The sequence below is a fragment of the Gaetbulibacter sp. M235 genome (assembly GCF_043876835.1).
In the GTDB taxonomy this organism is placed as follows: Bacteria; Bacteroidota; Bacteroidia; order Flavobacteriales; family Flavobacteriaceae; genus Yeosuana.
The window spans coordinates 77,667-101,877 of record NZ_JBAWJZ010000002.1; the positions used below are offsets into that span (position 1 = coordinate 77,667).

Here is a 24,211-nt window from a genome sequence, read left to right on the forward strand (position 1 = left end):
CTTTTCATAAGTTATAGTTCTTTTATTTCTTGTCTTAATTTTTCCAGAGCTCCATAGATTCTTTTTTCAACAGCTTTTGTTGAAATATCTAAAATTTCTGCAATTTCTTTGAACCGTTTTCCTTCAACTCGGTTCATTAAAAATGCCACTCGTTGCGCTTCTGATAAATTTGAAAGCGCTTTTTGTAATTTCTCCATATACTGGTTTTCCTGCATTAAAAATTCAGGATTTTCATTGGTGTATGATTTAGGTTTGGTTTGCTGATGTTTTAAAACAACTTTTTGATGGGCAACTTCATTCAGCATTAAATTGTTACCGGTTGTAAACAGAAAACTTTTTGCTTTGTCGGGAGAAATTTTTGAGCAATTTTCCCATAATTTAATAAATGCTTCCTGAACCTTGTCTTTTGGATTTAATAAATCACCAAATTTGTAATATAAAAAGTTGTGTAAATCTTTCGAATACTTATTAAATATTGATGAAAAAATATGTTCTTCGCAAATATGATCATGTAATTGTTTACCCATTATTATTGGTTCTTTATTGTACTAAAATAAAAAAAAGGAAACAAAGGGTAGGGATTTTTAAACCTAAAATGTTTTATATAAAAATTGCCCTATGTCAAACTAAATTTTAAATCATGAAAAAATTACTATTACTACCTTTTTTTGCCCTTTTAATGTTTATGTCTTGCCAACAAGAAGTTGTTGAGGTAACTCCTCCTACAGAAGGAGAAGCGCTTGTTGCGTCGTCAACGTTAACAAGTTTGATGGCCAATACATCGATCAAAGACGGGTCTGAAGACAATATCATTGACAAAGCAAATTGTCTGTCAGTTGATTTACCCGTTACGGTTATTGTAAATGGTATTGAAATCATTATTGATTCTAAAGAAGATTATGCAGCTATTAAAGCTGTTTTTGATGAGTTTGATGACGATGATGATAATTTGGAAATAATGTTCCCTATCACCATTATTTTATCAGACCATACAGAAGTAACTATTAACAATAGTGCAGAACTACAAGAATTGGTACAGCAATGTATTGGTGAGGGTGAACCGGACGACGATATTGAGTGTATAGACTTCCAATACCCTATTTCGTTTTCAATCTATAACACACAGTTCCAGGTGATTGATGTTGTGACTGTTGAAAGCGACAGACAATTGCATCATTTTATTGAACGTGTTAAAGAAGGAGAGGTTTTTGCCAGTATTGATTTTCCTGTAACCATGGTGTTAAGCGATGGGTCAACTGTAGTGGTTAACAATAATCAAGAATTGCAAGCTACCATTCAAGATGCCAAAGATGCCTGCGATGAAGATGATGATAATGATTTTCATGACAATGATTTTACTAAAGAACGCCTAGATACACTTTTGGCTACTTGCCCATGGGTTGTCCATGATATGGATAGAAACGGACAGAACTTAAATGATCAATATCGTGATTTTGCAATGCTATTTGAAGATGGTGGAATTGTTAAGGTGCACGCAAGAAACGGAGATATGCTAACAGGCACTTGGAGCACACGCATAACAGACAATGGTGCTTTAATAAAACTTGAATTTGATACTTTAGTTGATTTTACCTTAGAATGGTTTGTTTATGATATTGAATATGATAGAATAAAACTATTTACAGAAGGAGGAAATAAAATAATTTTACAAAAAAACTGTGATATTGTTTTTGAACAAACAGTAGAGAGGATAAAAAATTACTTAACAGAATGCTATTGGAGAGTTGATCGATTAAGTGTTGATGGAAACGACAATGAAGATAATTATATAGGAACACCTTTAAAATTCTTTGCAGATGACACTGTTAAAATTCGTGTAAACGGTGAACTTATAGCCGGAACATGGGATATCTTGCAACTAAACCTTGGTTTTGCATTGCAAATCCATTTAGAAAGCAGAGCCGATTTAGAACTGGTATGGTTAATTACATCTTTAGAGCCGGATTTTATTAAGCTTGAAAACTTGAATAATAAAATGGAATTAGAAAGGCATTGTTTTGGCGGTGATGCAGATGTAACTTTTATTGAAAATGTGCTTAATGCTGGTGTTTGGAGTGTGGCCCTTTATCAAGATGAAAATGTTGATAAGACCGAAAACTATTTCATGTACAGTATTGATTTCATGGAAAACGGTTTGGTGAAAGTAACAGACCCCAATAATGGTATCATAGATGGTTCTTGGTTATCTTATAGAAATGATGGTTTACGTCTTGCTTTAAATTTTGGAATTGAAGCATCTTTCCAAGAATTTAATTACAGATGGAGAATAACATCCGTTTCAGAAACAAGAATCGAATTAAAAGATTTTAGTTCAAGCGGAACTGTTGAAAGCATTTTAGTTTTAGAAAGACAATGAAAAAATAAAGGAGGATTTTCATAAATTCGGTTGGTTAGGTTAATTATTTAAATTTCCTTTATACAGGCTGTCAAATCTATCGATTTGGCAGCTTTTTTTTATTCCTGCTTTTTTATAGTTTGATACTTCTATAATAAACTTCAAATCCTTAAATTTGCGCATCTTAAAAATTGATGAAGAACTATGTTTAATAATTTAAGCGATAAGTTAGATAAAGCATTACATGTTTTAAAAGGACATGGAAGTATTACAGAAGTTAATGTTGCAGAAACTTTAAAAGAAGTTAGACGTGCGCTTTTAGATGCCGATGTTAACTTTAAAATTGCAAAAGATTTCACAACCAAAGTAAAAGATAAAGCATTAGGACAAAACGTATTAACCACGTTACAACCAGGTCAGTTAATGGTTAAAATCGTTAAAGACGAATTGACCGAACTTATGGGAGGCGATGCCGAGGGAATCAATTTATCTGGTACTCCAAGTATTATTTTAATGTCAGGTTTACAAGGTTCTGGTAAAACAACTTTTTCTGGAAAGCTTGCTAATTATCTTAAAAATAAAAAATCCAAAAAACCATTATTAGTTGCTTGTGATGTGTATCGTCCTGCGGCTATTGATCAATTACATATTGTAGGGGAACAAATTAACGTTGAAGTTTTTAGTGATAAAGGAAACAATGATCCGGTTGCCATTGCAAAAGCAGGTATTGCACACGCTAAAGCAAATGGTTATAACGTAGTTATTATAGATACTGCTGGTCGATTGGCTGTTGATGAGGTTATGATGACAGAAATATCTAATATTCATAAAGCCATCCAACCACAAGAAACCTTATTTGTGGTAGATTCTATGACAGGTCAGGATGCAGTAAATACGGCAAAAGCATTTAACGATGTTTTGAATTTTGATGGTGTTATCCTTACCAAATTAGACGGTGATACTCGTGGTGGAGCTGCTATTTCAATTAAATCGGTTGTAAACAAACCTATCAAGTTTATTGGTACTGGTGAGAAAATGGAAGCTATTGATGTGTTTTACCCAGCACGTATGGCAGACCGTATTCTTGGTATGGGTGACGTTGTTTCGTTAGTTGAACGTGCACAAGAGCAATTTGATGAGGAAGAAGCTAGAAAACTTCAGAAGAAAATTGCCAAAAACCAATTTGGGTTTGATGATTTCTTAAAACAAATTCAGCAAATCAAGAAAATGGGGAACATGAAAGACCTTATGGGGATGATTCCAGGAGCAGGAAAAATGCTGAAAGATGTTGATATTGATGACGATGCTTTTAAAGGTATTGAAGCTATTATCCACTCCATGACACCAAAAGAAAGAACAAATCCGGCCATTATCAACGCTAGCAGAAAGGTTAGAATAGGAAAAGGTTCGGGTACATCAGTGCAACAAGTTAATCAGTTGTTAAAGCAATTTGACCAAATGAGTAAAATGATGAAAATGATGCAAGGTGGCGGCGGCAAGAAAATGATGCAAATGATGAAAAACATGCGTTAATTAATTTTACTAAAAGAGATTAAATAAAATACACCACATATGACAATTTTAGACGGAAAAAAAATCAGCGACGATATTAAAAATGAAATCGCTGCTGAGGTAAAAAAAATGAAGGATAAAGGTGAAAAAGTACCTCATTTGGCAGCTATTATAGTTGGTAATGATGGTGCTAGTTTAACATATGTTGGTAGCAAAGTAAAAGCTTGTGAGCGTGTAGGTTTTGAATCTACATTGATTCAAATGTCAAATACAACAAGTGAAATTGAATTGCTTGATAAAATTAATGAGTTAAATAATAATCCTGAGATTGATGGGTTTATAGTTCAATTACCATTGCCTCCACAAATAGATACTCAAAAAGTGTTATTAGCAGTTAATCCTGATAAAGATGTTGATGGATTTCATCCAACAAATTTTGGTAAAATGGCTTTAGATATGTCAACCTTTATTCCAGCTACTCCATTCGGAATATTGGAATTATTGGAACGTTATGGCGTTGAAACCAAAGGAAAACATACTGTTGTAATTGGTCGTTCGCATATTGTGGGTCGCCCTATGAGTATTTTAATGGGAAGAAAAGGATTTCCAGGAAATTCAACAGTAACATTAACCCATAGCCATACAAAGAATATTACACAAATTACGTCTCAAGCAGATATTATTATCTCAGCCTTAGGTGTACCAAACTTCTTAAAAGCAGAAATGGTTAAAGATGATGCTGTTGTTATTGATGTTGGTATCACAAGAGTTGCAGATGAATCTTCACCAAGAGGATATAAAATAACTGGAGATGTTGACTTTGATAATGTGAGTAAAAAAGCCAGTTTTATAACTCCGGTTCCGGGAGGTGTAGGGCCAATGACTATTGCCATGTTACTTAAAAACACATTATTGGCAAGAGAGCGCCATAGGATGCAATAGTTTTTAGGCTATTTAGCAAATAATTGCCCTAAATCTTTAAAAGCTTTAAACTCCAGAGCATTTCCTGAAGGGTCGTAAAAAAACATGGTTGCTTGTTCCCCAACTTGACCTGCAAACCTTATATATGGTTCAATTACAAATGGAATGTTTTTTGCTTTTAAATGATTTGCAAAAGTTTGAAAATCATTCCAGGGTAAAACAACCCCAAAATGTGGCACGGGCACATCTTTTCCATCAACAGGATTTGTGTGTAAAGCTTCATCGGATTTTGGTTTGTAATGAATAACCAATTGGTGTCCAAAGAAATTAAAATCTACCCAATGGTCACTGCTTCTACCTTCTTCACAGTTTAATACATCTCTATAAAATACTCTGCATTCATTTAAATTATGAACAGGAATTGCTAAATGAAAAGGAGAAATTGTCGACATATTTATTAGCTTCTTTGATTTCTTTGTCTGTTAATTGATTCACTATATGTTTTGGTTGAATCTTGAATTAATATGTTAAGCTCACTAAGTTCTTCTTCAGTTAACTCTCTATATTTGCCTACAGGCATATCAAGTTTAATATTCATTATTCTAACACGTTTAAGTGTTTCTACTTCGTAATTCAAATACTCACACATGCGACGAATTTGTCTGTTTAAGCCTTGTGTTAAAATGATTCGGAATTCGTAAGTACTTAATTTTTCTACCTTACATTTTTTTGTAACACGATCTAATTCTGCCAATGGAACTCCACCAGACATGCGTTCAATAAAAGTTTGTGAGATGGGTTTGTCAACTTTTACAATGTATTCTTTTTCGTGATTATTGCTGGCTCTAAGTATTTTATTAACGATGTCTCCATCGTCGGTAAGTAAAATTAAGCCTTCACTAGGTTTATCTAATCTTCCTATTGGGAAAATGCGTTTAGGATATTTAATAAAATCAATAATATTATCTTTTTCAACACTTGTATCTGTAGTGCAAACAATACCAACAGGTTTATTAAACGCTAAGTAAACAAATGATTCTTTTGAGTCTATAACCGGTTTTCCATCTACTTCAACAACATCATTAAGGCTTATTTTTGAGCCCATTTCAGGTATTACACCGTTAATGGTAACACGACCAGCTTCAATAAGTTTGTCCGCTTCTCTTCGTGAACAATAGCCTACTTCACTTAAATATTTATTGATTCTTTTTAACTGTTCTTCCATAGTTTTGCAAAGATAAGAACTTTAGCTCTCAATAAATTCTGAAATCTGCAAGGTTACAGATTTGTGGTTAAGCGAATGACCTAAACCTTTAGTTGTGATGAGTTTGCTGTTTTTATAATTCTTTTTAATACGAAGCGCATCGTTATAAGGAATGATTTTATCATCTTCATCATGAATGATCAATCCTTCAGATTCAATGGTTTCAATATATTTAGCTGTTGAAAAGGATTCTGGAGAAGATCCGAATTGTTCTAAGATTACAATATCGAGGTGTTCTGTAACACGTTGATTGTAATTTAACATATCTGTATATCTTTTTAAAACATCTTTAAAATCTGAGGGCGAGCCTAAAAGTACCAGTTTTTGAATGCTATTTAATTGATATTTGTTCTGAAAAAAAACGGTTGCCATAGCTCCAACAGAATGTCCAATAATAATATTTGGATTATACTTTTTGGCTACTACATTTATAAATTCTGCATAAAGAAGGGCGTTAAAATATTCACTGCCAGAGTTTCCATGAGCAGGTGCATCTAAAGCGATGATGTTATAATCTTTTTCTTTTAAATGATTTATAAGTGGTTTCCATCTGCCTGAATTACTTTCCCAACCATGAACCAATAGTATGGTTTGTTTTGTGCCACTCCATTTGTAAGTCATTATTTTATGGGAATCATAATACAAAATTCCCTTAATGGCTGTATCTAAAAAAGCAGACTGTGCTTTATTGATTTGCCCTTTTCTGGGTTTTGAAAATAATGATAAAGCTTTGTTTGCGGCGTAAGATTTTGAGAAATAACTTAAACCATTAATAGACGAGCCAACAATTTTTATTAAAAAAGATGCCATTAATCTTCTCTGTTAACACTATTTATTGAAAAGGCAGGAGTACAGATTGCTATATACTCACAAGGTTCTGTAAAAGGATTTGAATATTGAACTCTGGTGTTTTTCTCAATTTTTATTGATTGGCCAGCTTCTAAAACAATTTGTTCACCTTCTATGATAAACTGTTTTTTTCCTTTTATGATAAATGTGAATTCATCAAATTCTGGCGTTTGAAATGGTTCACTCCAACCTGCAGGAGCAATCATATGAGCAATGCTTATTTTAGAATTGCCATCAGTAGCCAAACCAAAATGTTCTTTAATTATTTTTCCATCGTTGGTAGGTACTATAAATGGGTTGTTTTGAATGGTGTATTTTTTCATTTCGATTTTTAGCTTTTCATTGGTTTGCGCTTAATCATTCCGCCTTTTAAGTCTTTAACTGTGCCCATAACTACAAAAGCATTTTTATCTATTTTATCAATTTCTGTCTGTAATTTGGCAAGTTCTAATCGGGTTACAATAGTGTAAATAATATCTTTATCATAGCTTTTGCCTTGTGTTCCGTATCCACCTTTACCTGCATAAATAGTGCAAGCTCTTCTTAGTTTTTCAATAAGCATGATTCTTATGGTTTCATGATGATTTGAAATAATGGTAACGCCTACATATTCTTCTACACCATCAACTACAAAATCAACTGTTTTTGCTGCAGCTAAATAGGTTAAAATAGCATATAGAGCCGTTTCTATGGATAAAATATAAGCTCCAAAAGAGAAAATAATGATATTGATGATAAGTAACACATCACCAATGGTTAGTGATAGTTTTCTACTTAAAAAAATAGCCAAAACTTCTGTGCCATCAATCACACTACCACCTCTCATGGACATTCCAATTCCTAATCCTAAAAAGAAACCACCGAAAACAGCAATAAGTAATTTATCTTGAGTAATTATAGGGTAATCTATATAATGTACCACAAATGCTAATAAAGTGATAGCAAGAATACTTCTGATAGCAAACTTTAAATTAAAGGTTTTTGACGCAAGAATTATAAACGGGATGTTTACTAAAATCAATAAATAACTTAAATCTATTTTAGTAATATTTTCTAATAATAATGAAATACCAGTTGCTCCGCCATCAATAAATTGGTTTGGAAATAAAAATCCTTTTAAGCCAAATCCTGCCGCAAAAACCCCAATGATTATAAAAATAGAATCCTTAATTGTATGGGATAATTCTACCTGTAAGTTTCTTACTAAAGGAGCAATCTGTTCGTTGGATGCAGGACTTGAGCCCTGCTTTTTTTTTATTTTTTTGCGGGCAACATCTATTAATATTTTTGAAATGAAAGGATTCATACTTTAAAAACTAATCTGTTTTATTCCAATTCAAGAAAAAGAACTTGATTTTAGCATTATCTGGAATATGTACTGCTTCCATTTTTAAACTCATGTCAAATCTCATGTTGGCAGGTAACTCTTTTTTGTCAATAGTAAAAGAAGCATTAATTTCGTTTACAGTTACAACGATGGTATTGATTAAATTATCAATTCTTGTAATTTTGTAATTGCTTGCAATATCTTTAAACGTACTTTCTGTAGAAAGTTTTTTGTCTGTTTTAAATCTTGGGTCAAACACACGTACACTTTGAATGTATGAAGTAGAATCTAATGGTTTTCTTGGGCTAATACTTAATAATTTTTTTCCTCCTTTTTCAAAAACTTCTATATCGTTAATATTTCTGGTAAACTCGGTATCGTTAAGGCTTTTAACTATTGAATCTTTAGAAAAAATAGCTTCAAGATCCTTTACTTGTGTAGAATCTGTTAATAAGCCAATATGTTGTTTTCCTATTTGAAAAGGGTCTTGTTCTTTGTTGCAACTTGCAAATAATAAAAACAAGATGATGAGATATAAAAATGATTTATTCATATAAAATTAAGTGTGTTTAAATGTTTAAAAATGAATTGCTTACTTTTTCATGACTTTGGTTAAAATACCAAAAACACTTCTAATAAAAGTAGCGCTTGTGAGTACTTTAACAACTGGATTCATTGCAGAACTTCGTCGTCTTGAACTTGATGTGGTATTTCTTTCTTTTGATTCTGCTTTTTTAAGCGCTTCTTTCTCTTGTCTGGCTTTTTCTTTAGCTTCTTCAGCTTCAGCGCGGTCTATTTTTTCATTAAGCATTTCATAGGCACTTTCTCTATCAATGGTTTGGTTGTATTTTTTTACCATTTTTGATTTAGAATGCAGTTCGTTTAATTCAGAATCTGTTAAAATATCCATTCTGCTCATAGGAGCTCGCATCATAGTTGCGGCAAGAGGTGTTGGCCTTCCTTTTTCATCAAGAGCTGAAACCAAGGCTTCTCCTGTTCCTAATGAGGTTAAAACTTGAGCAGTATCATAATATTCTGAATCAGGATAGTTTTGTGCTGCAAGTTTAATAGCTTTTCTGTCATTTGCTGTAAAAGCTCGTAATGCATGTTGTATTTTTAAACCTAACTGACTTAAGACTGCTTCAGGAACATCTGTTGGGTTTTGGGTTACAAAATATAAACCTACACCTTTACTTCTAATTAGTTTTACAATGCTTTCAATTTGATTAAGTAATGCTTTTGATGCTTCATTAAATATTAAATGTGCTTCGTCTATAAATATAATTAACTCAGGTCGATCGCTATCACCTTGCTCTGGAAAAGTTGAATAAATTTCAGCCAAAAGGCTTAACATAAAAGTTGAAAATAGTTTTGGTCTGTCTTGAATATCAGTTAATCTAATAATATTTATGTAGCCTCGGCCATCTTCATCAATTCGTAATAAATCATTGACTTCAAATGAAGTTTCACCAAAAAACAAATCAGCACCTTGTTGCTCTAACTCTACAACTTTACGCAAAATAGAACCTGTAGAAGCTGTTGAAATATGTCCGTAAGCTTCTCCAAACTCTTCTTTACCTTCCTGAGTAGTATATTGTAATATTTTTTTGAAATCTTTTAAATCAAGAAGAGGCATTTTATTGTCGTCACAATATTTAAAAATAACAGCAACAACACCAGATTGAGCTTCTGATAGATCAAGAATTCTAGATAATAAAACCGGGCCAAATTCGCTAACAGTAGCACGTAATCTAACACCGTCTTGTTCGGATAAAGTTAAAACTTCAACAGGAAATTTTTTTGGTTCAAATGGAATTCCAATTTTCGCATGGCGTTCATCAATTTTTGGGTGACCAGGACTTGGTTGAGCCAAACCACTTAAATCTCCTTTAATATCCATTAGCAATACAGGAATCCCTTTGTCACTTAAATTTTCAGCAAGAACCTGTAGGGATTTTGTTTTACCTGTTCCAGTTGCTCCGGCAATTAAACCATGTCTGTTTAAAGTTTTTAATGGAATTTTTACTAATGCATTAGTAATTGTTTCACCATCTAACATGGCAGCACCAACTGGGATAAAGTCTCCTTTGCAAACATTGCCTTCGGTTATATAATTAAAAAAAGTTTCCTTAATATCCATTCTAAATAATTTTGTATAAAAATAACTATTCAAATTTAATTCTTACAAACAAGATATATAAAACTATCAACATTTAGTAAGCAAAATAGTATCTTTGCAAACTTATGAATAAAGAGATTAAAGAATTAGTTGATAAAGGTGAAATGCTTCCGTTAATGGAAGAGTTTTATACCATTCAGGGAGAAGGCTATCATAAAGGAACAGCTGCTTATTTTATTAGGGTTGGAGGTTGTGATGTAGGTTGTCATTGGTGCGATGTTAAAGAGAGTTGGAATGCAGATTTGCATCCGCCGACTGATGTTTCTAAAATTGTTGCTAATGCAAAAAAGCACAGTAATACCATTGTGATTACTGGTGGAGAACCTTTGACATGGGACATGACTTCTTTAACAACTAAGTTAAAGGCAGAAGGCATGAAAGTTCATATAGAAACTTCTGGGGCTTATAAATTGACCGGCTTTTGGGACTGGATTTGCTTATCCCCTAAAAAATTAAAGTTGCCAACTGATGAAATTTGTAATAGGGCAGATGAACTTAAGGTGATAGTTTATAATAAAGACGATTTTCGCTTTGCAGAAGAACAAGCGCAAAGAGTAAACAAAAACTGTATTTTGTATTTACAACCTGAATGGAGTAAGCGAGATAAAGTGATTCCTGAAATTGTAGATTATGTGATGAAAAATCCAAAGTGGAAAGTATCGTTGCAAACACATAAATATTTAAATATTCCGTAATTAAAAAGCCTTGAAATTTTCAAGGCTTTTTCGTTTTAAGTTTAATTTTTTGAATTTATTCTTTAATGAATTTCAAAGATTCCCTCATATAATTATTATGAAAATTAACAAAATAAGTGCCTGAAGCCAAATCACCCACAAAAATCGAATACTCTTTTTCTGTATTTGAGGTTTGTATAGATTCTCTTGATAATTGTTTGATAAACTTACCGTTGATGTTATAAAGTTCAATAAGAATGTTGTCGGCCTTTTCAAAAAGGATATTGAATTCTAAAAAAGATTTAACTGGGTTGGTTTTCATCGAAATTTTTAAAGAAGATCCTTTGAGGTTTAAATCGGTATTTGCAGATAATGTTTCGGTTGTAAATTTATAAATTGAAGTTCCAGATGCATATGCTAACGAGTTATTGATGAAGAAAATCCTATTTAAATTTCCTCCTATATTAAGGTTTGTCCATGTTAGACCACCATTTAAGGTTTCATAAAAACCTGTGGTATGTCCACCCATCCATCCACGGTTTTCATCTAAAAACCCAACAGCTTGAATGTTGGTTTCAGGAGCATTATAGCTATTCCAGGTTAATCCGGCATCTGTTGATTTTATAAGTTTTCCAAGATTGGGTGATACCGATTCAATCGAACCAAAAATCACATCATTGTTGGCTTCTAAAATCTGTAATTTCCAAACATATTCACCAACAATATTAGAATTGAATATTTCAGTCCAAGTAAGCCCTCCATCTGTAGTTTTTAAAATTGTACCTCCATTATCATTTCTTCCAGAGACAAACCCAATATTTTCATCTAAAAAATATATTTCAACCAGAGCATTTGCGTAAGTAGACATATCAATATAATTCCATGTTGTACCACTATCTGTAGATTTTATAATGTAAGCAGGAGTAAAGTAAGCACCACAACCATAAACGGTTGAGCTACCAACAGTGCAAAGTCCACAAATAGCAAAAGGATATGGGGAAATATTGGTTACAGGATTCCAAGTTTCACCACCGTCAATAGTTTTAAAAAATTTGTTGTTTAAAGTTCCTAAAAAGCCAATATCACTATTCAAAAACTCTATATTTCTGAAATAATAATTGCTTCCTAATGTAGATTCATTTAATTGATCAACCCAAGTTTTGCCTCCATCAATAGTTTTGTAAACAGAAGCGTAATATCCATTTGCGGCCCATCCAATGTTTTCATCTAAAAAATAGACATCATCATAGCGTTGTCCATTAATATTACTTTTAATGCTTGTTTTTTGCCAAGTTTGTGAAAAACTAGTTATACTAAATGCAAATAGTAAAAAAATTAAATATTTCATATTGTAAATATAAATAAGAAAAAACATATTTTAAAGTTACAATATGATATTAAAATATAGTTTTATATATTAATATATAAGCATTAATTAAATTTATATGTATAAATATAAATTTATTATACATATTTGCCTTCTCAATTAAAACAATAAAAAATATAAAAATAAAAGATATGTGTGGAATTGTATGTGCATTTGATTTAAAACAGAAGTCTGAAGATTTAAGACCACAGTTATTGGAAATGTCTAAAAGAATTCGTCATCGTGGTCCAGATTGGAGTGGGATTTACAGTGATGATAAAGCAATTATGGCTCATGAGCGCTTAGCTATTGTTGATCCAGCCTCAGGAAAACAACCTCTATTTAGTGATGATAGAAAGCTTATATTGGCCGCAAATGGAGAAATTTATAACCATCGCGAATTGCGTAAACAATTTGTTGGTAAATATGAGTTTCAAACAGAAAGCGATTGTGAGGTTATATTAGCCTTATATAAAGAGAAAGGTGTTCATTTTGTTGATGAAATGAATGGTATTTTCGGATTTGCTATTTACGATGTTGAAAAAGATGAGTATTTTATCGCTCGAGATCACATGGGAATTATTCCACTTTACATTGGATGGGACCAAAACGGAACATTCTATGTGGCTTCAGAATTAAAAGCCTTGGAAGGTGTTTGTACAAAAATTCAATTATTTCCTCCAGGGCATTATATGTCAAGTAGAGATGGTGAATTTGTTAAATGGTATAACAGGGAATGGACAGAGTTTGATGCAGTAAAGGATAATGAAACTAGTATTCGGGCAATAAAAGAAGCTTTAGAAGCTGCTGTTCACAGACAATTAATGAGTGATGTGCCTTACGGGGTTTTGTTGTCTGGAGGATTAGATTCGTCAGTAACTTCAGCTATTGCGAAAAAATATGCTGAAAAGAGAATAGAGTCTGATGATACACAAGCAGCATGGTGGCCACAATTACACTCGTTTTCTGTTGGTTTAGAAGGTTCACCAGATTTAGCTGCTGCTCGAAAAGTTGCCGACCATATCGGAACTGTTCATCATGAAATTAAATTTACAATTCAAGAAGGCTTAGATGCTATCAGAGATGTAATATACAATCTTGAAACCTATGACATAACAACAATTCGTGCCAGCACTCCTATGTACTTAATGGCGCGTGTTATTAAATCTATGGGAATAAAAATGGTACTTTCTGGAGAAGGAGCAGATGAATTATTTGGAGGCTATTTATATTTTCATAAAGCACCAAACGCTAAAGAATTTCATGAAGAAACTGTTCGTAAATTAAGTAAACTTCATATGTATGATTGTTTGCGAGCTAATAAAAGTTTAGCTGCTTGGGGAATAGAAGGACGTGTTCCTTTTTTAGATAAGGAATTTATGGATGTAGCTATGAGAATCAACCCTCAAGATAAAATGATTAACGGAGAACGCATGGAGAAATGGGTTGTTAGAAAAGCGTTTGAAGATATGATTCCTGCAAGTGTGGCTTGGAGACAAAAAGAACAGTTTAGTGATGGTGTTGGTTACAGCTGGATTGATACTTTAAAAGAAATGGTTGGTAAGGAAATTAGTGATGATCAAATGAAAAATGCCCATTTCCGATTCCCAATTCAAACACCTCAAAACAAGGAAGAGTTTTATTACCGTTCTATTTTTGAAGAACATTTCCCAAGTGACGCAGCGGCATTAAGTGTACCTCAAGAGCCAAGTGTTGCTTGTAGTACAAAAATTGCTTTAGAGTGGGATGAAGCTTTTAAAAATATGAACGACCCGAGTGGTAGAGCAGTTGCAAAAGTACATGATGATGCTTATGTGAAAGCTTAAATTTTAATACATTTTAGAATAAAGAAGATCAATTTTTAATTGGTCTTTTTTATTTTTTTAAGTGTTTTATAGGATCTATTTCAGAAAATCACCTATTTAATTTGTTTGAAATATCGCTTCTAAGACATTTTTTAATTTTTCCTAATTTTAAAATTTAAAAACAACATCAAAACTTAAATTAAGGCGCTTTTTAGGCGATTTAAGCAACTTTTAAGTAATTAACAAATGTTGATAATTATACAAATGAGTCGATAAAATGCTTTTTAAAAGGCTGATTATTTCGTATATTTGTTCGTATTCAGAAGGATGCAAAAAGCATCTTTTTTTATGAAGTAAAAAATTTAAATAAACAATATTTAATCATAATATGAGCGAACCTAAGGAAGAGTTTAATAAACACAATTATTCGGCAGATAGTATTCAGGCATTAGAAGGTATGGAGCACGTACGTATGCGTCCATCGATGTATATAGGTGATGTTGGTACAAGAGGTTTACACCATTTAGTATATGAAGTGGTTGATAACTCTATTGATGAAGCGCTTGCAGGACATTGTAATAATATTACAGTAATAATTAATGAAGATAATTCAATAACTACCGAAGATGATGGACGTGGTATTCCGGTAGATTTACATAAAAAAGAAGGTGTTTCTGCACTTGAGGTTGTAATGACCAAAATTGGAGCAGGAGGTAAGTTTGATAAAGATTCTTATAAAGTATCTGGAGGATTGCACGGAGTTGGGGTGAGTTGTGTAAATGCTTTATCTCAACATTTAAGAGCAACAGTATATAGAGATGGGAAAATTTACGAGCAAGAGTACGAGCGTGGTAAAGCCTTATATCCAGTAAAGCAAATAGGCACTTCCGATAAACGTGGTACTACAGTTACTTTTACTCCAGATCCTACTATATTTACTCAAACTGTTGAATATAGTTATGATACGCTTGCAAGTAGAATGCGCGAATTATCTTTTTTGAACAAAGGAATTATTATTCACTTAACAGATAAACGATCTAAAAAAGATAATGGTGATTTTGAAGGGGAAACGTTTCATTCAACAGAAGGTTTGCCAGAATTTATTCGTTTTTTAGATGGTAATAGAGAACCTTTAATGAGAGAAGTTATTTCTTTTGAAGGTGAAAAAAATGGCGTTCCGGTTGAGGTTGCCATGATTTATAATACATCTTATGCTGAAAACTTACATTCTTATGTAAATAATATAAATACTCATGAAGGTGGTACACATTTAGCAGGGTTTCGTCGTGGATTAACAATGACCTTAAAGAAATATGCTGATACTTCTGGTTTAACCGATAAACTAAAGTTTGATATTGCAGGAGACGATTTTCGTGAAGGCCTAACGGCAATTATTTCAGTAAAAGTTCAAGAACCTCAATTTGAAGGTCAAACAAAAACAAAACTTGGGAATAGAGAGGTTTCTGCTTCTGTTAGTCAAGCGGTTTCTGAAATGTTAAGTGATTATCTTGAAGAACATCCTGATGATGCTAAAATTATAGTTCAAAAGGTTATTCTTGCAGCTCAAGCAAGACATGCGGCTCAAAAAGCTCGTGAAATGGTTCAGAGAAAGAGCGTTATGAGTATGGGTGGTTTACCTGGTAAACTAAGTGACTGTTCTGAAGAGGATCCATCAAAATGCGAAGTATTTCTTGTAGAGGGAGATTCAGCGGGTGGAACTGCAAAACAAGGTAGAGATAGAGCGTTTCAAGCAATCCTTCCGTTAAGAGGTAAAATTCTTAATGTTGAGAAAGCAATGGTTCATAAAGTATTTGAAAACGAGGAGATAAAAAATATTTTTACGGCATTAGGAGTAACTATTGGTACTGAAGAAGATAGTAAGGCATTGAATCTTTCAAAGTTGCGTTATCATAAAGTTGTTATTATGTGTGATGCCGATATTGATGGTAGTCACATTGCAACGCTTATTTTAACGTTCTTCTTTAGATATATGAAAGAACTTATTGAAAACGGTCATATATATATTGCAACTCCTCCTTTATATTTAGTGAAAAAAGGTGCAAAAAAGCAATATGCATGGTCTGAAAAAGAACGCGATGAGGTAGTTGAAAGTATGGGTGGAAGTGCTGGGATACAAAGATACAAAGGTCTTGGAGAGATGAATGCAGAACAATTATGGGATACCACCATGAACCCAGAATTTAGAATTTTAAGACAAGTTCAAATTGATAATGGCTCTGAAGCTGATAGAATTTTCTCTATGCTTATGGGAGATGATGTACCGCCTCGTAGAGAGTTTATCGAGAAAAATGCTGTTTATGCAAAAATTGATGCTTAGTAGTCATCATTATTAAAAAAAAAGGTTGTCTTCATTAGACAACCTTTTTTTTGTTTAAATAGCTTTTTCAATTAAAACAAACCTAAACTTACACTTGGAGTACTGACCCGTACACTTGTGCTAATTGTATTTCTTCGTGGATATCTCTCATAATAATATCTGTCATATCCGTAATAATAAAATGTGGCTTGATGATAATAATAATCACTGTGATGGCAATGATGATCACAATGTGCATAATGACTAGCGTAAGCATCCTCTTTACCTTTCATATAAGCTTTGTAAGCTTTTCTATCTTTCTTTTTTAAATTGTTTTCGTAGTTTTGTTGATCCTTCCAAAATGTTTCTTCTTCAGCTTTAGTTTCGGCACTGAACTGTTGTTCATATTTAGCATCTTCTAAGGCTCTTTTTCTGTAATATGATTCTTTACTGGCTTTTTTTTCGTTAGAGGCTTCAGGTTTTTGTGCATTTGTTATAAATGATACCCCAAAAGCTAAAATGAACGTTAATGTTTTAAATGATTTCATAACTTTTAATTTTAATATTATTAATGATTTACTCTAGATGAGCGTTCAGTAATAAGACACTTGAAAAGTTTTTTACCCTATGGAAGTTTTAGATTTTAAATTAGAAAATGATTTGGAAATAAATTTTGGAAGTGTGCCTACCAGAACGCAATTTTGGGTAACCCTTTTTCGTCTTATAAATCAAACCCTAATGAGAATTGCAAAAGTCTGTTTTTAGGACTTTCTTGGTTGTATACATTTCCCAGTCCTAAAAGATATCTAACCCCAAGTGATAAGCCAGAGTTGGTTTTAAATCCGCCACCAAAATTAATACCCCAGTCAAAATTGTCTGGATCGTATTCTTTAGTTGAATTAAATAAATTGAAGCTACTATCATACTCCTCTCTATGTGAAATAGCTAAACTAACTTGGGGGCCGGCTTCTAAAAAGAAGTTTTTGTCTGGATATACTTTTAACAATACAGGTACATTTATATAATTTAGTTTTTGTGTAAAAGTACCACTATTGTCTTTTAACTCATATCCTTGTTGTGAGTATGAAATTTCAACTTGAATGGTAGTGATTTCAGATATAAAGGATTCACCATAAAAGCCAACATGAAATCCATGTCTTTTTCCTGTTTCGGTATCTCCATCAAAACTAACCGATGCCATGTTGTAGCCAAATTTAAGACCAGCATGGGATGTGTTTGGTTTAATGTTTTCTTGTGCTTTTACAGAAAAAAAGGCACAAGAAAACATTATAAATATTAAAGCTGTAGTTTTCGTTGTATTATGATTTAGGGTTTAAAGAATTTTTTATTTCCCACCATTTGCTTGTAAATCAGCAAGGCATTGTGAATCTAGCTGAGGAATACTGCTTGATCCAAGCATGTTACCAATTCCTGACCCAAATTCTGATGCCCAATACATCAAACAAGTGTCAACATTGCAATGCTTTTCATGATCCAGGTCTTCGTGAGAACTTTGCATGGGCGACCCAAAATTTGTCAACCCCAAAATATGGCAAAATTCATGTTCAATAACAGTGGTTTCCAATAGATCTCTTGGAGGCTCAAAATTGTTATTGCTAAAATCATGAACGGTATTTTCAAAAATAACAAACGACGTATTTCTATAGGCAGTTCCTATTATAGAACTAGTATCTGTATTTTGGTCTGATTCGCCATCAGTGAAAAAAGCCCAAACTGCAATTTGAGAATCTGTATTATATGCAGTTCTGTTAGCATCTTCAATATCGCGGATATCTTCTATAGAGTATTGTGATTCACCGGGCGATACTATTGATCTAGTTTGTACACTTACACCATTAGGTTTATAGGTTCTTGCCTTAATGAAATTTACAAAATTGTTAATGGCGGTTTGTGTAGGAGCATAACCCTCAACATAGACAACTTCAATAACCATGGAAGTGAACGTGTCATCCGATAAAAGATCATGAGCCGATGTTCCAGTTGTTTTTTTATTGGCTATGGTAATATCGGTATTTTTGTCACTTATTTCATTTGTGCTACAAGATTGTATTAAAAATAAAAAGAAAAAAATGGCTATTGAGACTTTAAATTTCATTGTAATGTATTTTATGACCTGAATTTTAAACTTGTTTTAAGAACAGCTGCCAAAACTGACAGCTGTTCTACACATAACAAATGTAGCAAATGTACTATTGATTTTTTAAATTTGAGATAAAACCAATGTTATAGTAGCATTTGTAGTGCTTTGTAGAGAGATTGAACTTTCAGAATAGCTAGTTACTTTCCAGGTTTCATTCAATAACTCAAAAGAGGCATTTCCAGAAAAAGTCAATTTTAAAAACACTTCAAGATCTGATGTCACTTCGTATGTTCCTTCTACGTCATTAATGGTTGTGTTTAAGATATTATGTGCTGTACATGATAAATCGTTTGCAAAATCTACGCTGTAATTTGCATAATCGTTAGCCGTATCAACACCGGCAGAAACAAATGACTTTACTTTAAATGCCCCATCAACCAGTATGGTTCCCAACGAGTTGGCATTATTTTTAGCATCATCTTTAGCGGCGTCATTAGATAAACACTCAGTAATTCTAGATTGTAAATCCATATCACTTGTTATTTCAATAACAGTATTGTTTTCACCTTTTAGGGTCGCTGTTATTGGGTAGTTTATAGAAAACAACTCATCATTGCCAAAGTCTTTCATAAAGGTGTATAGATCTTCATTAGAACCAATTACAACACTGCCTGTTTGATCTAAATTTAAATTATAGGTTAAAACAGTGATAGGAAAATCTATATCCAAACAATTAATGGCAAAGTCTCCTGCGTTCTCAGCTTCTGAACAGGCATTAGCCAATGCATCGTATTCTGCTTGATTTGCGATTTCCACTTCTGTATAGTTGCTTAACCTTACAGATAATGGGAATTGAAAAACAATTTCATCATTGTTGAACTGGCTAAGTAGGTTTAAAACTAAACTGTAATTGGCTTCACTAATTAAGGTTACTTTTGTGCCATTAACCGTTGCAGTAACAGGGAATAAAATAGAAGAACAAGACATGCCGTCTAAAAAATCGTCAAAACTACCATCGTACATAGATGAGCGTTCTAGGTTACTAGCGGTTTGAGAATTTGCATTGTTAGTGTTTGGGTTTTGACCGTTTTCTGTGTCCATTTCATTTTGACACGAGGTTAATCCTATAAAAGACATTAATAAGATTGCGGTAATAAATTTTAAATTTTTCATGATAATAATTTTTTGGGTTTATTTAATTCTTTTTCACAGCGATTTTTTCGCTTTCTGTATTTAAGACCCCTATGCTTAAATTTACCCTATAATTTTTGTTATTTTTTTTGATATAAATATATAAAGCATTGATTTTTAGTCAAATAATTATTATGTTTTTATTTTATATTTTTGTGCTAATCTACTTTATTAAAAACTTATGGATAGCCCAAAGCATAAACTTTGTGAAGAATCTTATTTTAACTCGTTTTATTTAGAACATATTCAGTCTGCCAATAATTTTGCATTTTATAAATGTGGAGATAAAGCTATTTCTTTAGACTTTGTTCAGGATGCTTTTGTTAAAATTTGGGAGAACTGTTCCAAAATTGACTTTACCAAAGCAAAAACCTATTTATTTACTACCGTTAATAATATGTTTTTAAATACAGTGCGACATGAAAAGGTTGTTATGAGCTATGCAAAAGAAGTGCCTTATATGGATAAAACAAATCTGAGTCCTGAGTATTTAATGGAAGAAGATGAGTTTAAGAAGAAATTACTTTTAGCTATTTCAAGTTTGAAAGAAGAGCAACGCGAGGTGTTTTTATTGAATAGAATGGAAGATAAGAAATATAGGGAGATTGCAGAATTACTAAATATTTCACAAAAAACAGTTGAAAAAAGAATGTCTGCCGCATTAAAAATATTACGTGAGAAAGTAGAAGAAATTAAAATTTAACTTTTACGGTAGGGAAAACAAATATTTTGGTGTCTTAATAATACAAAGCGATATAATAATGAATAAAGAACATGACATATTAAAATGGTTTGAAGGAGAAATATCTACTGAGGAAATTAAGAAACTATATCCAGATGAAGATTTTTCTACACTTGAAAAAGCGGGTTTTTATGCTAAACAGTTAGATATACCTAAAGTTAATGCACAAAAAGCCTTGGCAGATTTTAATGCAAAAAGCTTAGTTAAGCATGAACCCAAAGTCATTTCTTTAAATTTTAAAACATTTATGAAAGTTGCTGCTATTTTGCTGTTAATGTTAACGTCTTCATATTTTTTGTTCTTTAATAATATGAAGTCTTATTCAACAGAAATCGCACAAATAGAAACTTTTAATCTTCCTGACAACTCTGAAGTTATTTTAAATGCCCAATCAAAATTAACCTATAACAAAAAACTTTGGAAAAAGGAACGAACTCTTGATTTAGAAGGTGAAGCTTTTTTTAAAGTAACCAAAGGCAAAAAATTTACTGTAAAAACAAATGCAGGGACCATTCAAGTTTTGGGTACGCATTTTAATGTGAAAGAACGCACCAATTATTTTGAGGTACAATGCTATGAAGGCTCTGTAAGAGTTACTCACGGAAGTGATAGAACTATATTAAAACCGGGGAAAACATTTAGGGTTATAAATGACAAGATAAGCAAGGTCAAAGATTTTATAGCAGAAAATCCCTCGTGGTTGACTAAGGAAACAACCTTTGAAGATGTCCCGTTATGGCAAGTTATTAACGAATTGGAAATTCAGTATGATATTGTTGTTGATGCTAAAAATATAGACGAATCAGTTATGTTCTCTGGAAGTTTTACACATAATGATATAAACATAGCATTACAATCAGTAACCATTCCTCTAAAACTAAGTTATAAAATAAATGGTAATAAAGTTGAATTATATGACTATGCCACGCACTAATTATTTTTTCGCTTTATTTTTCATTTGTTATTATTTTTCTCTTCAAGCTCAAGAAAAGAAATCATTAATTAATGTTATATCGGCTTTGGAAGCACGCTTTGAAGTAAAATTTTCATATTCGGTTAATGAGGTTGAAAATGTTGTGGTTAATATGCCTAATGAATCGGATACGCTAAATCAAATTATTGAAAATCTTAATGCTAATACATTATTAAATTTTAAATTTCTTAACGAGCGCTACATTACTATTTCTCCACTAGATAAAACAATTTCCATTTGTGGTAAGCTAGTTTCAAGCACTAATACTGTACCATTATTTGGTGCTTCGATTGTAATCAATAATTCAACAAAAGGTACTATTACCAATGAAGAAGGCAGTTTTCAACTTGATAATGTTGCGTTAAATGAAATTATTGCTATCTCATTTTTAGGTTATGAGACACAAACGTTTGCAGCTAAAGAACTATGGGATAGTAATAGTAATAGTAATTGTAAAACAATTATTTTAAGTGAAAAGAGTGAAGCACTTAATGAGGTATTGATTTCTAAATTTTTAACCACGGGTTTGCAAAAACTCATTGATGGTAGTACCGTTTTAAATACCGAAAAATTTGGTATTTTACCAGGACTTACAGAACCAGATATCTTGCAGTCCATTCAAGCATTGCCAGGTGTAGAAAGTGTTAATGAGAGCATAGCTAATATTAATGTTAGAGGTGGAACAAACGACCAAAACTTAATGCTTTGGGATCATATTAAAATGTACCATGCGGGGCATTTTTTTGGACTCATTTCTGCGTACAACCCTAATTTAACAAATAAGGTCATCGTTACTAAAAACGGTACATCTAGTGAATTTAGTGATGGTGTGTCAAGTACTATAAGTATGTTTACAAAAGACAAAATAGGAAAAGAGGTTTCAGGGGGGATTGGCGCTAATTTACTTAGTGGAGATGCTTTTTTTGAAATACCATTAAGCAAAAAATGGGCAATACATGTTTCAGGTAGGCGGTCTTTTACCGATTTTTATAAATCTCCAGTATATGATAAATACTTTGAACGTAGTTTTCAAGACAGTAAATTAACAACCAATAATGGCAATATAAGCGAAAGCAATAGGTCTTCTAAGTTCTTTTTTTATGATTATACGGCCAAATTATTATTTGATCTTAATGAAAAGCATAAGTTTAGAGCTAACATTATTGGTATTAATAATACCCTAGATTATGAGGAAAGTTTTATAGATAATGCCAATAATAAAGAATCTAAAACAAGTAGTTTAAAACAACAAAATATTGGAGCAGGTGTAAATTGGGGTGGTATATGGACGTCAGATTTTAGCTCAGAACTCAGTGCGTTTTATTCAAAATACAATGTTGATGCTATTGATTATAGAATTGAAACAGATCAAAAATTAACCCAGACCAATGAGGTTTTAGAAACCAGCGTTAAGTTAAAGACCAATTACAAAATTAATAACAATCTAAATTTGTTAAATGGCTATCAGTTTGATGAAATTGGTATTTTAAACGGAACCACGGTAAGCTCACCATCCTATGAACGTGAAAAAAAAGATGTCTTGCTTAATCATGCTTTTTTTACTGAGGTAGAATTTAAAAAAAACAGTACATATTTGAGACTAGGCGTTAGGTCTAACTATTTTCAAAAATTCAATAAAATAATTATTGAACCTAGATTGAATTTAAGGCAAAAGCTTACTAATCAGTTTGCAGTGAAGTTGCAAGGAGAATTCAAAAATCAATCGGCGACGCAGATTGTTGATTTTCAAGATAATTTTCTAGGTGTTGAAAATAGACGTTGGATTTTGGCTAATGAGCAAAATAAGCCCAATTCAGAAAGTACGCAGCCCTATGCACAAAACATCCCAATTTCAATAAGCAAACAAGTATCTTTTGGGTTTGACTTTAACCATAATAATTTGGTTTTGGATGTTCAAGGATTTTATAAATTTGTTGAAGGAATTACCGCTTCCAATCAAGGGTTTTACAATGATTTTCAATACAGAGATGCTTCTGGAAATTATACGGCAAAAGGTGTGGAATTTTTAATTAACAAAACAACCAATAGGTTTAGTAATTGGTTAAGTTATACCTATAGTGTTAATAACTATGAATTTAAAACCTTTACGCCATCGGTTTTTCCAAACAATGTTGATGTTAGGCACTCGGTGTCCATGGCTTTTAATTATGATATTTTAGAAAATTTAAAAATATCGGTTGGAGGTATTTGGAGAACGGGAAAGCCTTATACAAAACCAGTTGAAGGAAATGAAACTGTACGTGATGGAACTACTACTACAGTTAATTATGATACGCCAAATAGCGAAAATTTAGATGAATTTATTCGATTGGATGCCTCTTTTAGTTATTTTTTCAAAATATCAGAAACTATCAAGGCATCATTGCGTGCAGGCGTTTTAAACATTTTGGATAGAAAGAATGCGATTAACAGGTATTATAAAGTAAATCCAAATGATTCAAATACAACTATTGAGATAGATAACCACTCTCTAGAATTAACACCTAATGTAAGTTTTAGATTAAAATTCTAATTGTTAAAGCATAAAAAATCGGTTAAAATGCAATATTTTATCGATAAAAAGTAATTTATTAAATTATTTTTATATATTTGTTAAACCAAATTTACTTTGAA

At 32.2% G+C, this 24,211-nt stretch carries 22 protein-coding genes; 9 read left to right on the forward strand and 13 right to left on the reverse strand.

The genetic code is table 11. From position 1 onward, the window contains the following. Window positions 1-11: 11 nt before the first annotated feature. The gene (locus V8G69_RS02935; RefSeq protein ID WP_394880265.1) at window positions 12-527 is read right to left on the reverse strand and encodes an RNA polymerase sigma factor; all 516 of its coding nucleotides are present in this window, start codon (window positions 525-527) and stop codon (window positions 12-14) included. A 113-nt stretch (window positions 528-640) separates the two neighbouring features. Between V8G69_RS02935 and V8G69_RS02940 the strand changes: the two genes are divergently transcribed. The 3 genes from V8G69_RS02940 (at window position 641) to V8G69_RS02950 (ending at window position 4,810) form a co-directional block, all read left to right on the forward strand. After that, the gene (locus tag V8G69_RS02940) at window positions 641-2,377 is read left to right on the forward strand and encodes a hypothetical protein (protein ID WP_394880266.1); all 1,737 of its coding nucleotides are present in this window, start codon (window positions 641-643) and stop codon (window positions 2,375-2,377) included. Window positions 2,378-2,560: 183 nt separating this feature from the next. Continuing rightward, window positions 2,561-3,889, forward strand: a complete 1,329-nt coding sequence (ffh, locus tag V8G69_RS02945; RefSeq protein WP_394880267.1) for a signal recognition particle protein — start codon at window positions 2,561-2,563, stop codon at window positions 3,887-3,889. A 39-nt stretch (window positions 3,890-3,928) separates the two neighbouring features. Next, window positions 3,929-4,810, forward strand: coding sequence for a bifunctional 5,10-methylenetetrahydrofolate dehydrogenase/5,10-methenyltetrahydrofolate cyclohydrolase (locus V8G69_RS02950; protein WP_394880268.1), 882 nt, complete (start codon window positions 3,929-3,931; stop codon window positions 4,808-4,810). A gap of 8 nt (window positions 4,811-4,818) precedes the next feature. On the opposite strand, the gene V8G69_RS02955 is transcribed toward V8G69_RS02950, so the two are convergent. Genes V8G69_RS02955 through V8G69_RS02985 form a run of 7 tightly spaced genes read right to left on the reverse strand, consistent with a single transcriptional unit; the run spans window position 4,819 to window position 10,369 of the window. Further along, window positions 4,819-5,241: a VOC family protein gene (locus V8G69_RS02955; RefSeq protein ID WP_394880269.1), complete on the reverse strand. Its 423-nt coding sequence runs from the start codon at window positions 5,239-5,241 to the stop codon at window positions 4,819-4,821. A 5-nt stretch (window positions 5,242-5,246) separates the two neighbouring features. Further along, window positions 5,247-6,014, reverse strand: a complete 768-nt coding sequence (rluF, locus tag V8G69_RS02960; protein ID WP_394880270.1) for a 23S rRNA pseudouridine(2604) synthase RluF — start codon at window positions 6,012-6,014, stop codon at window positions 5,247-5,249. A gap of 21 nt (window positions 6,015-6,035) precedes the next feature. Further along, a complete protein-coding gene (locus tag V8G69_RS02965) occupies window positions 6,036-6,863 on the reverse strand; it encodes an alpha/beta hydrolase (protein WP_394880271.1) in 828 nt (275 codons plus the stop codon). Beyond that, entirely contained in the window at window positions 6,863-7,225 is a 363-nt protein-coding gene (locus V8G69_RS02970; protein ID WP_394880272.1) for a cupin domain-containing protein, read from the reverse strand. Before V8G69_RS02970 ends, V8G69_RS02965 begins: the two co-directional genes overlap by 1 nt. An 8-nt stretch (window positions 7,226-7,233) precedes the next feature. Next, entirely contained in the window at window positions 7,234-8,208 is a 975-nt protein-coding gene (locus tag V8G69_RS02975; protein ID WP_394880273.1) for a YitT family protein, read from the reverse strand. Between the two features lie 10 nt (window positions 8,209-8,218). Then, the gene (locus V8G69_RS02980; protein WP_394880274.1) at window positions 8,219-8,782 is read right to left on the reverse strand and encodes a hypothetical protein; all 564 of its coding nucleotides are present in this window, start codon (window positions 8,780-8,782) and stop codon (window positions 8,219-8,221) included. Between the two features lie 39 nt (window positions 8,783-8,821). Beyond that, window positions 8,822-10,369 (reverse strand): helicase HerA-like domain-containing protein, encoded by a 1,548-nt coding sequence (locus V8G69_RS02985; protein ID WP_394880275.1) that lies wholly within the window; start codon window positions 10,367-10,369, stop codon window positions 8,822-8,824. A gap of 104 nt (window positions 10,370-10,473) precedes the next feature. On the opposite strand from V8G69_RS02985, the gene V8G69_RS02990 reads away from it, so the two are divergent. Then, window positions 10,474-11,103, forward strand: a complete 630-nt coding sequence (locus V8G69_RS02990; protein WP_394880277.1) for a 7-carboxy-7-deazaguanine synthase QueE — start codon at window positions 10,474-10,476, stop codon at window positions 11,101-11,103. 55 nt (window positions 11,104-11,158) lie between these two features. Here the strand turns inward: V8G69_RS02990 and V8G69_RS02995 are convergent, their stop codons facing one another. Continuing rightward, on the reverse strand, window positions 11,159-12,430 hold the full coding sequence (locus tag V8G69_RS02995) for a YCF48-related protein (RefSeq protein WP_394880279.1): 1,272 nt from the start codon (window positions 12,428-12,430) through the stop codon (window positions 11,159-11,161). 170 nt (window positions 12,431-12,600) lie between these two features. Between V8G69_RS02995 and asnB the strand changes: the two genes are divergently transcribed. Continuing rightward, complete coding sequence (asnB, locus tag V8G69_RS03000) at window positions 12,601-14,274, forward strand: asparagine synthase B (RefSeq protein ID WP_394880280.1); 1,674 nt, start codon at window positions 12,601-12,603, stop codon at window positions 14,272-14,274. A 367-nt stretch (window positions 14,275-14,641) separates the two neighbouring features. Beyond that, window positions 14,642-16,591: a DNA topoisomerase (ATP-hydrolyzing) subunit B gene (gene gyrB, locus V8G69_RS03005; RefSeq protein WP_394880282.1), complete on the forward strand. Its 1,950-nt coding sequence runs from the start codon at window positions 14,642-14,644 to the stop codon at window positions 16,589-16,591. 71 nt (window positions 16,592-16,662) lie between these two features. Here gyrB and V8G69_RS03010 read toward each other — a convergent pair whose 3' ends face one another. The 4 genes from V8G69_RS03010 to V8G69_RS03025 form a co-directional block, all read right to left on the reverse strand. Then, window positions 16,663-17,118, reverse strand: coding sequence for a hypothetical protein (locus V8G69_RS03010; protein ID WP_394880283.1), 456 nt, complete (start codon window positions 17,116-17,118; stop codon window positions 16,663-16,665). A 173-nt stretch (window positions 17,119-17,291) separates the two neighbouring features. Continuing rightward, a complete protein-coding gene (locus V8G69_RS03015) occupies window positions 17,292-17,858 on the reverse strand; it encodes a porin family protein (protein ID WP_394880285.1) in 567 nt (188 codons plus the stop codon). Window positions 17,859-17,915: 57 nt separating this feature from the next. Then, window positions 17,916-18,686 (reverse strand): membrane metalloprotease, encoded by a 771-nt coding sequence (locus V8G69_RS03020; protein ID WP_394880287.1) that lies wholly within the window; start codon window positions 18,684-18,686, stop codon window positions 17,916-17,918. A 105-nt stretch (window positions 18,687-18,791) separates the two neighbouring features. Then, window positions 18,792-19,844: a hypothetical protein gene (locus V8G69_RS03025; protein ID WP_394880288.1), complete on the reverse strand. Its 1,053-nt coding sequence runs from the start codon at window positions 19,842-19,844 to the stop codon at window positions 18,792-18,794. Between the two features lie 199 nt (window positions 19,845-20,043). Between V8G69_RS03025 and V8G69_RS03030 the strand changes: the two genes are divergently transcribed. The 3 genes from V8G69_RS03030 to V8G69_RS03040 are packed head-to-tail and all read left to right on the forward strand — an operon-like array spanning window position 20,044 to window position 24,110. Continuing rightward, a complete protein-coding gene (locus V8G69_RS03030; protein ID WP_394880289.1) occupies window positions 20,044-20,565 on the forward strand; it encodes an RNA polymerase sigma factor in 522 nt (173 codons plus the stop codon). A gap of 58 nt (window positions 20,566-20,623) precedes the next feature. After that, complete coding sequence (locus tag V8G69_RS03035) at window positions 20,624-21,538, forward strand: FecR family protein (RefSeq protein ID WP_394880290.1); 915 nt, start codon at window positions 20,624-20,626, stop codon at window positions 21,536-21,538. Then, window positions 21,519-24,110 (forward strand): carboxypeptidase-like regulatory domain-containing protein, encoded by a 2,592-nt coding sequence (locus V8G69_RS03040; protein ID WP_394880292.1) that lies wholly within the window; start codon window positions 21,519-21,521, stop codon window positions 24,108-24,110. Before V8G69_RS03035 ends, V8G69_RS03040 begins: the two co-directional genes overlap by 20 nt. Window positions 24,111-24,211: the final 101 nt, after the last annotated feature.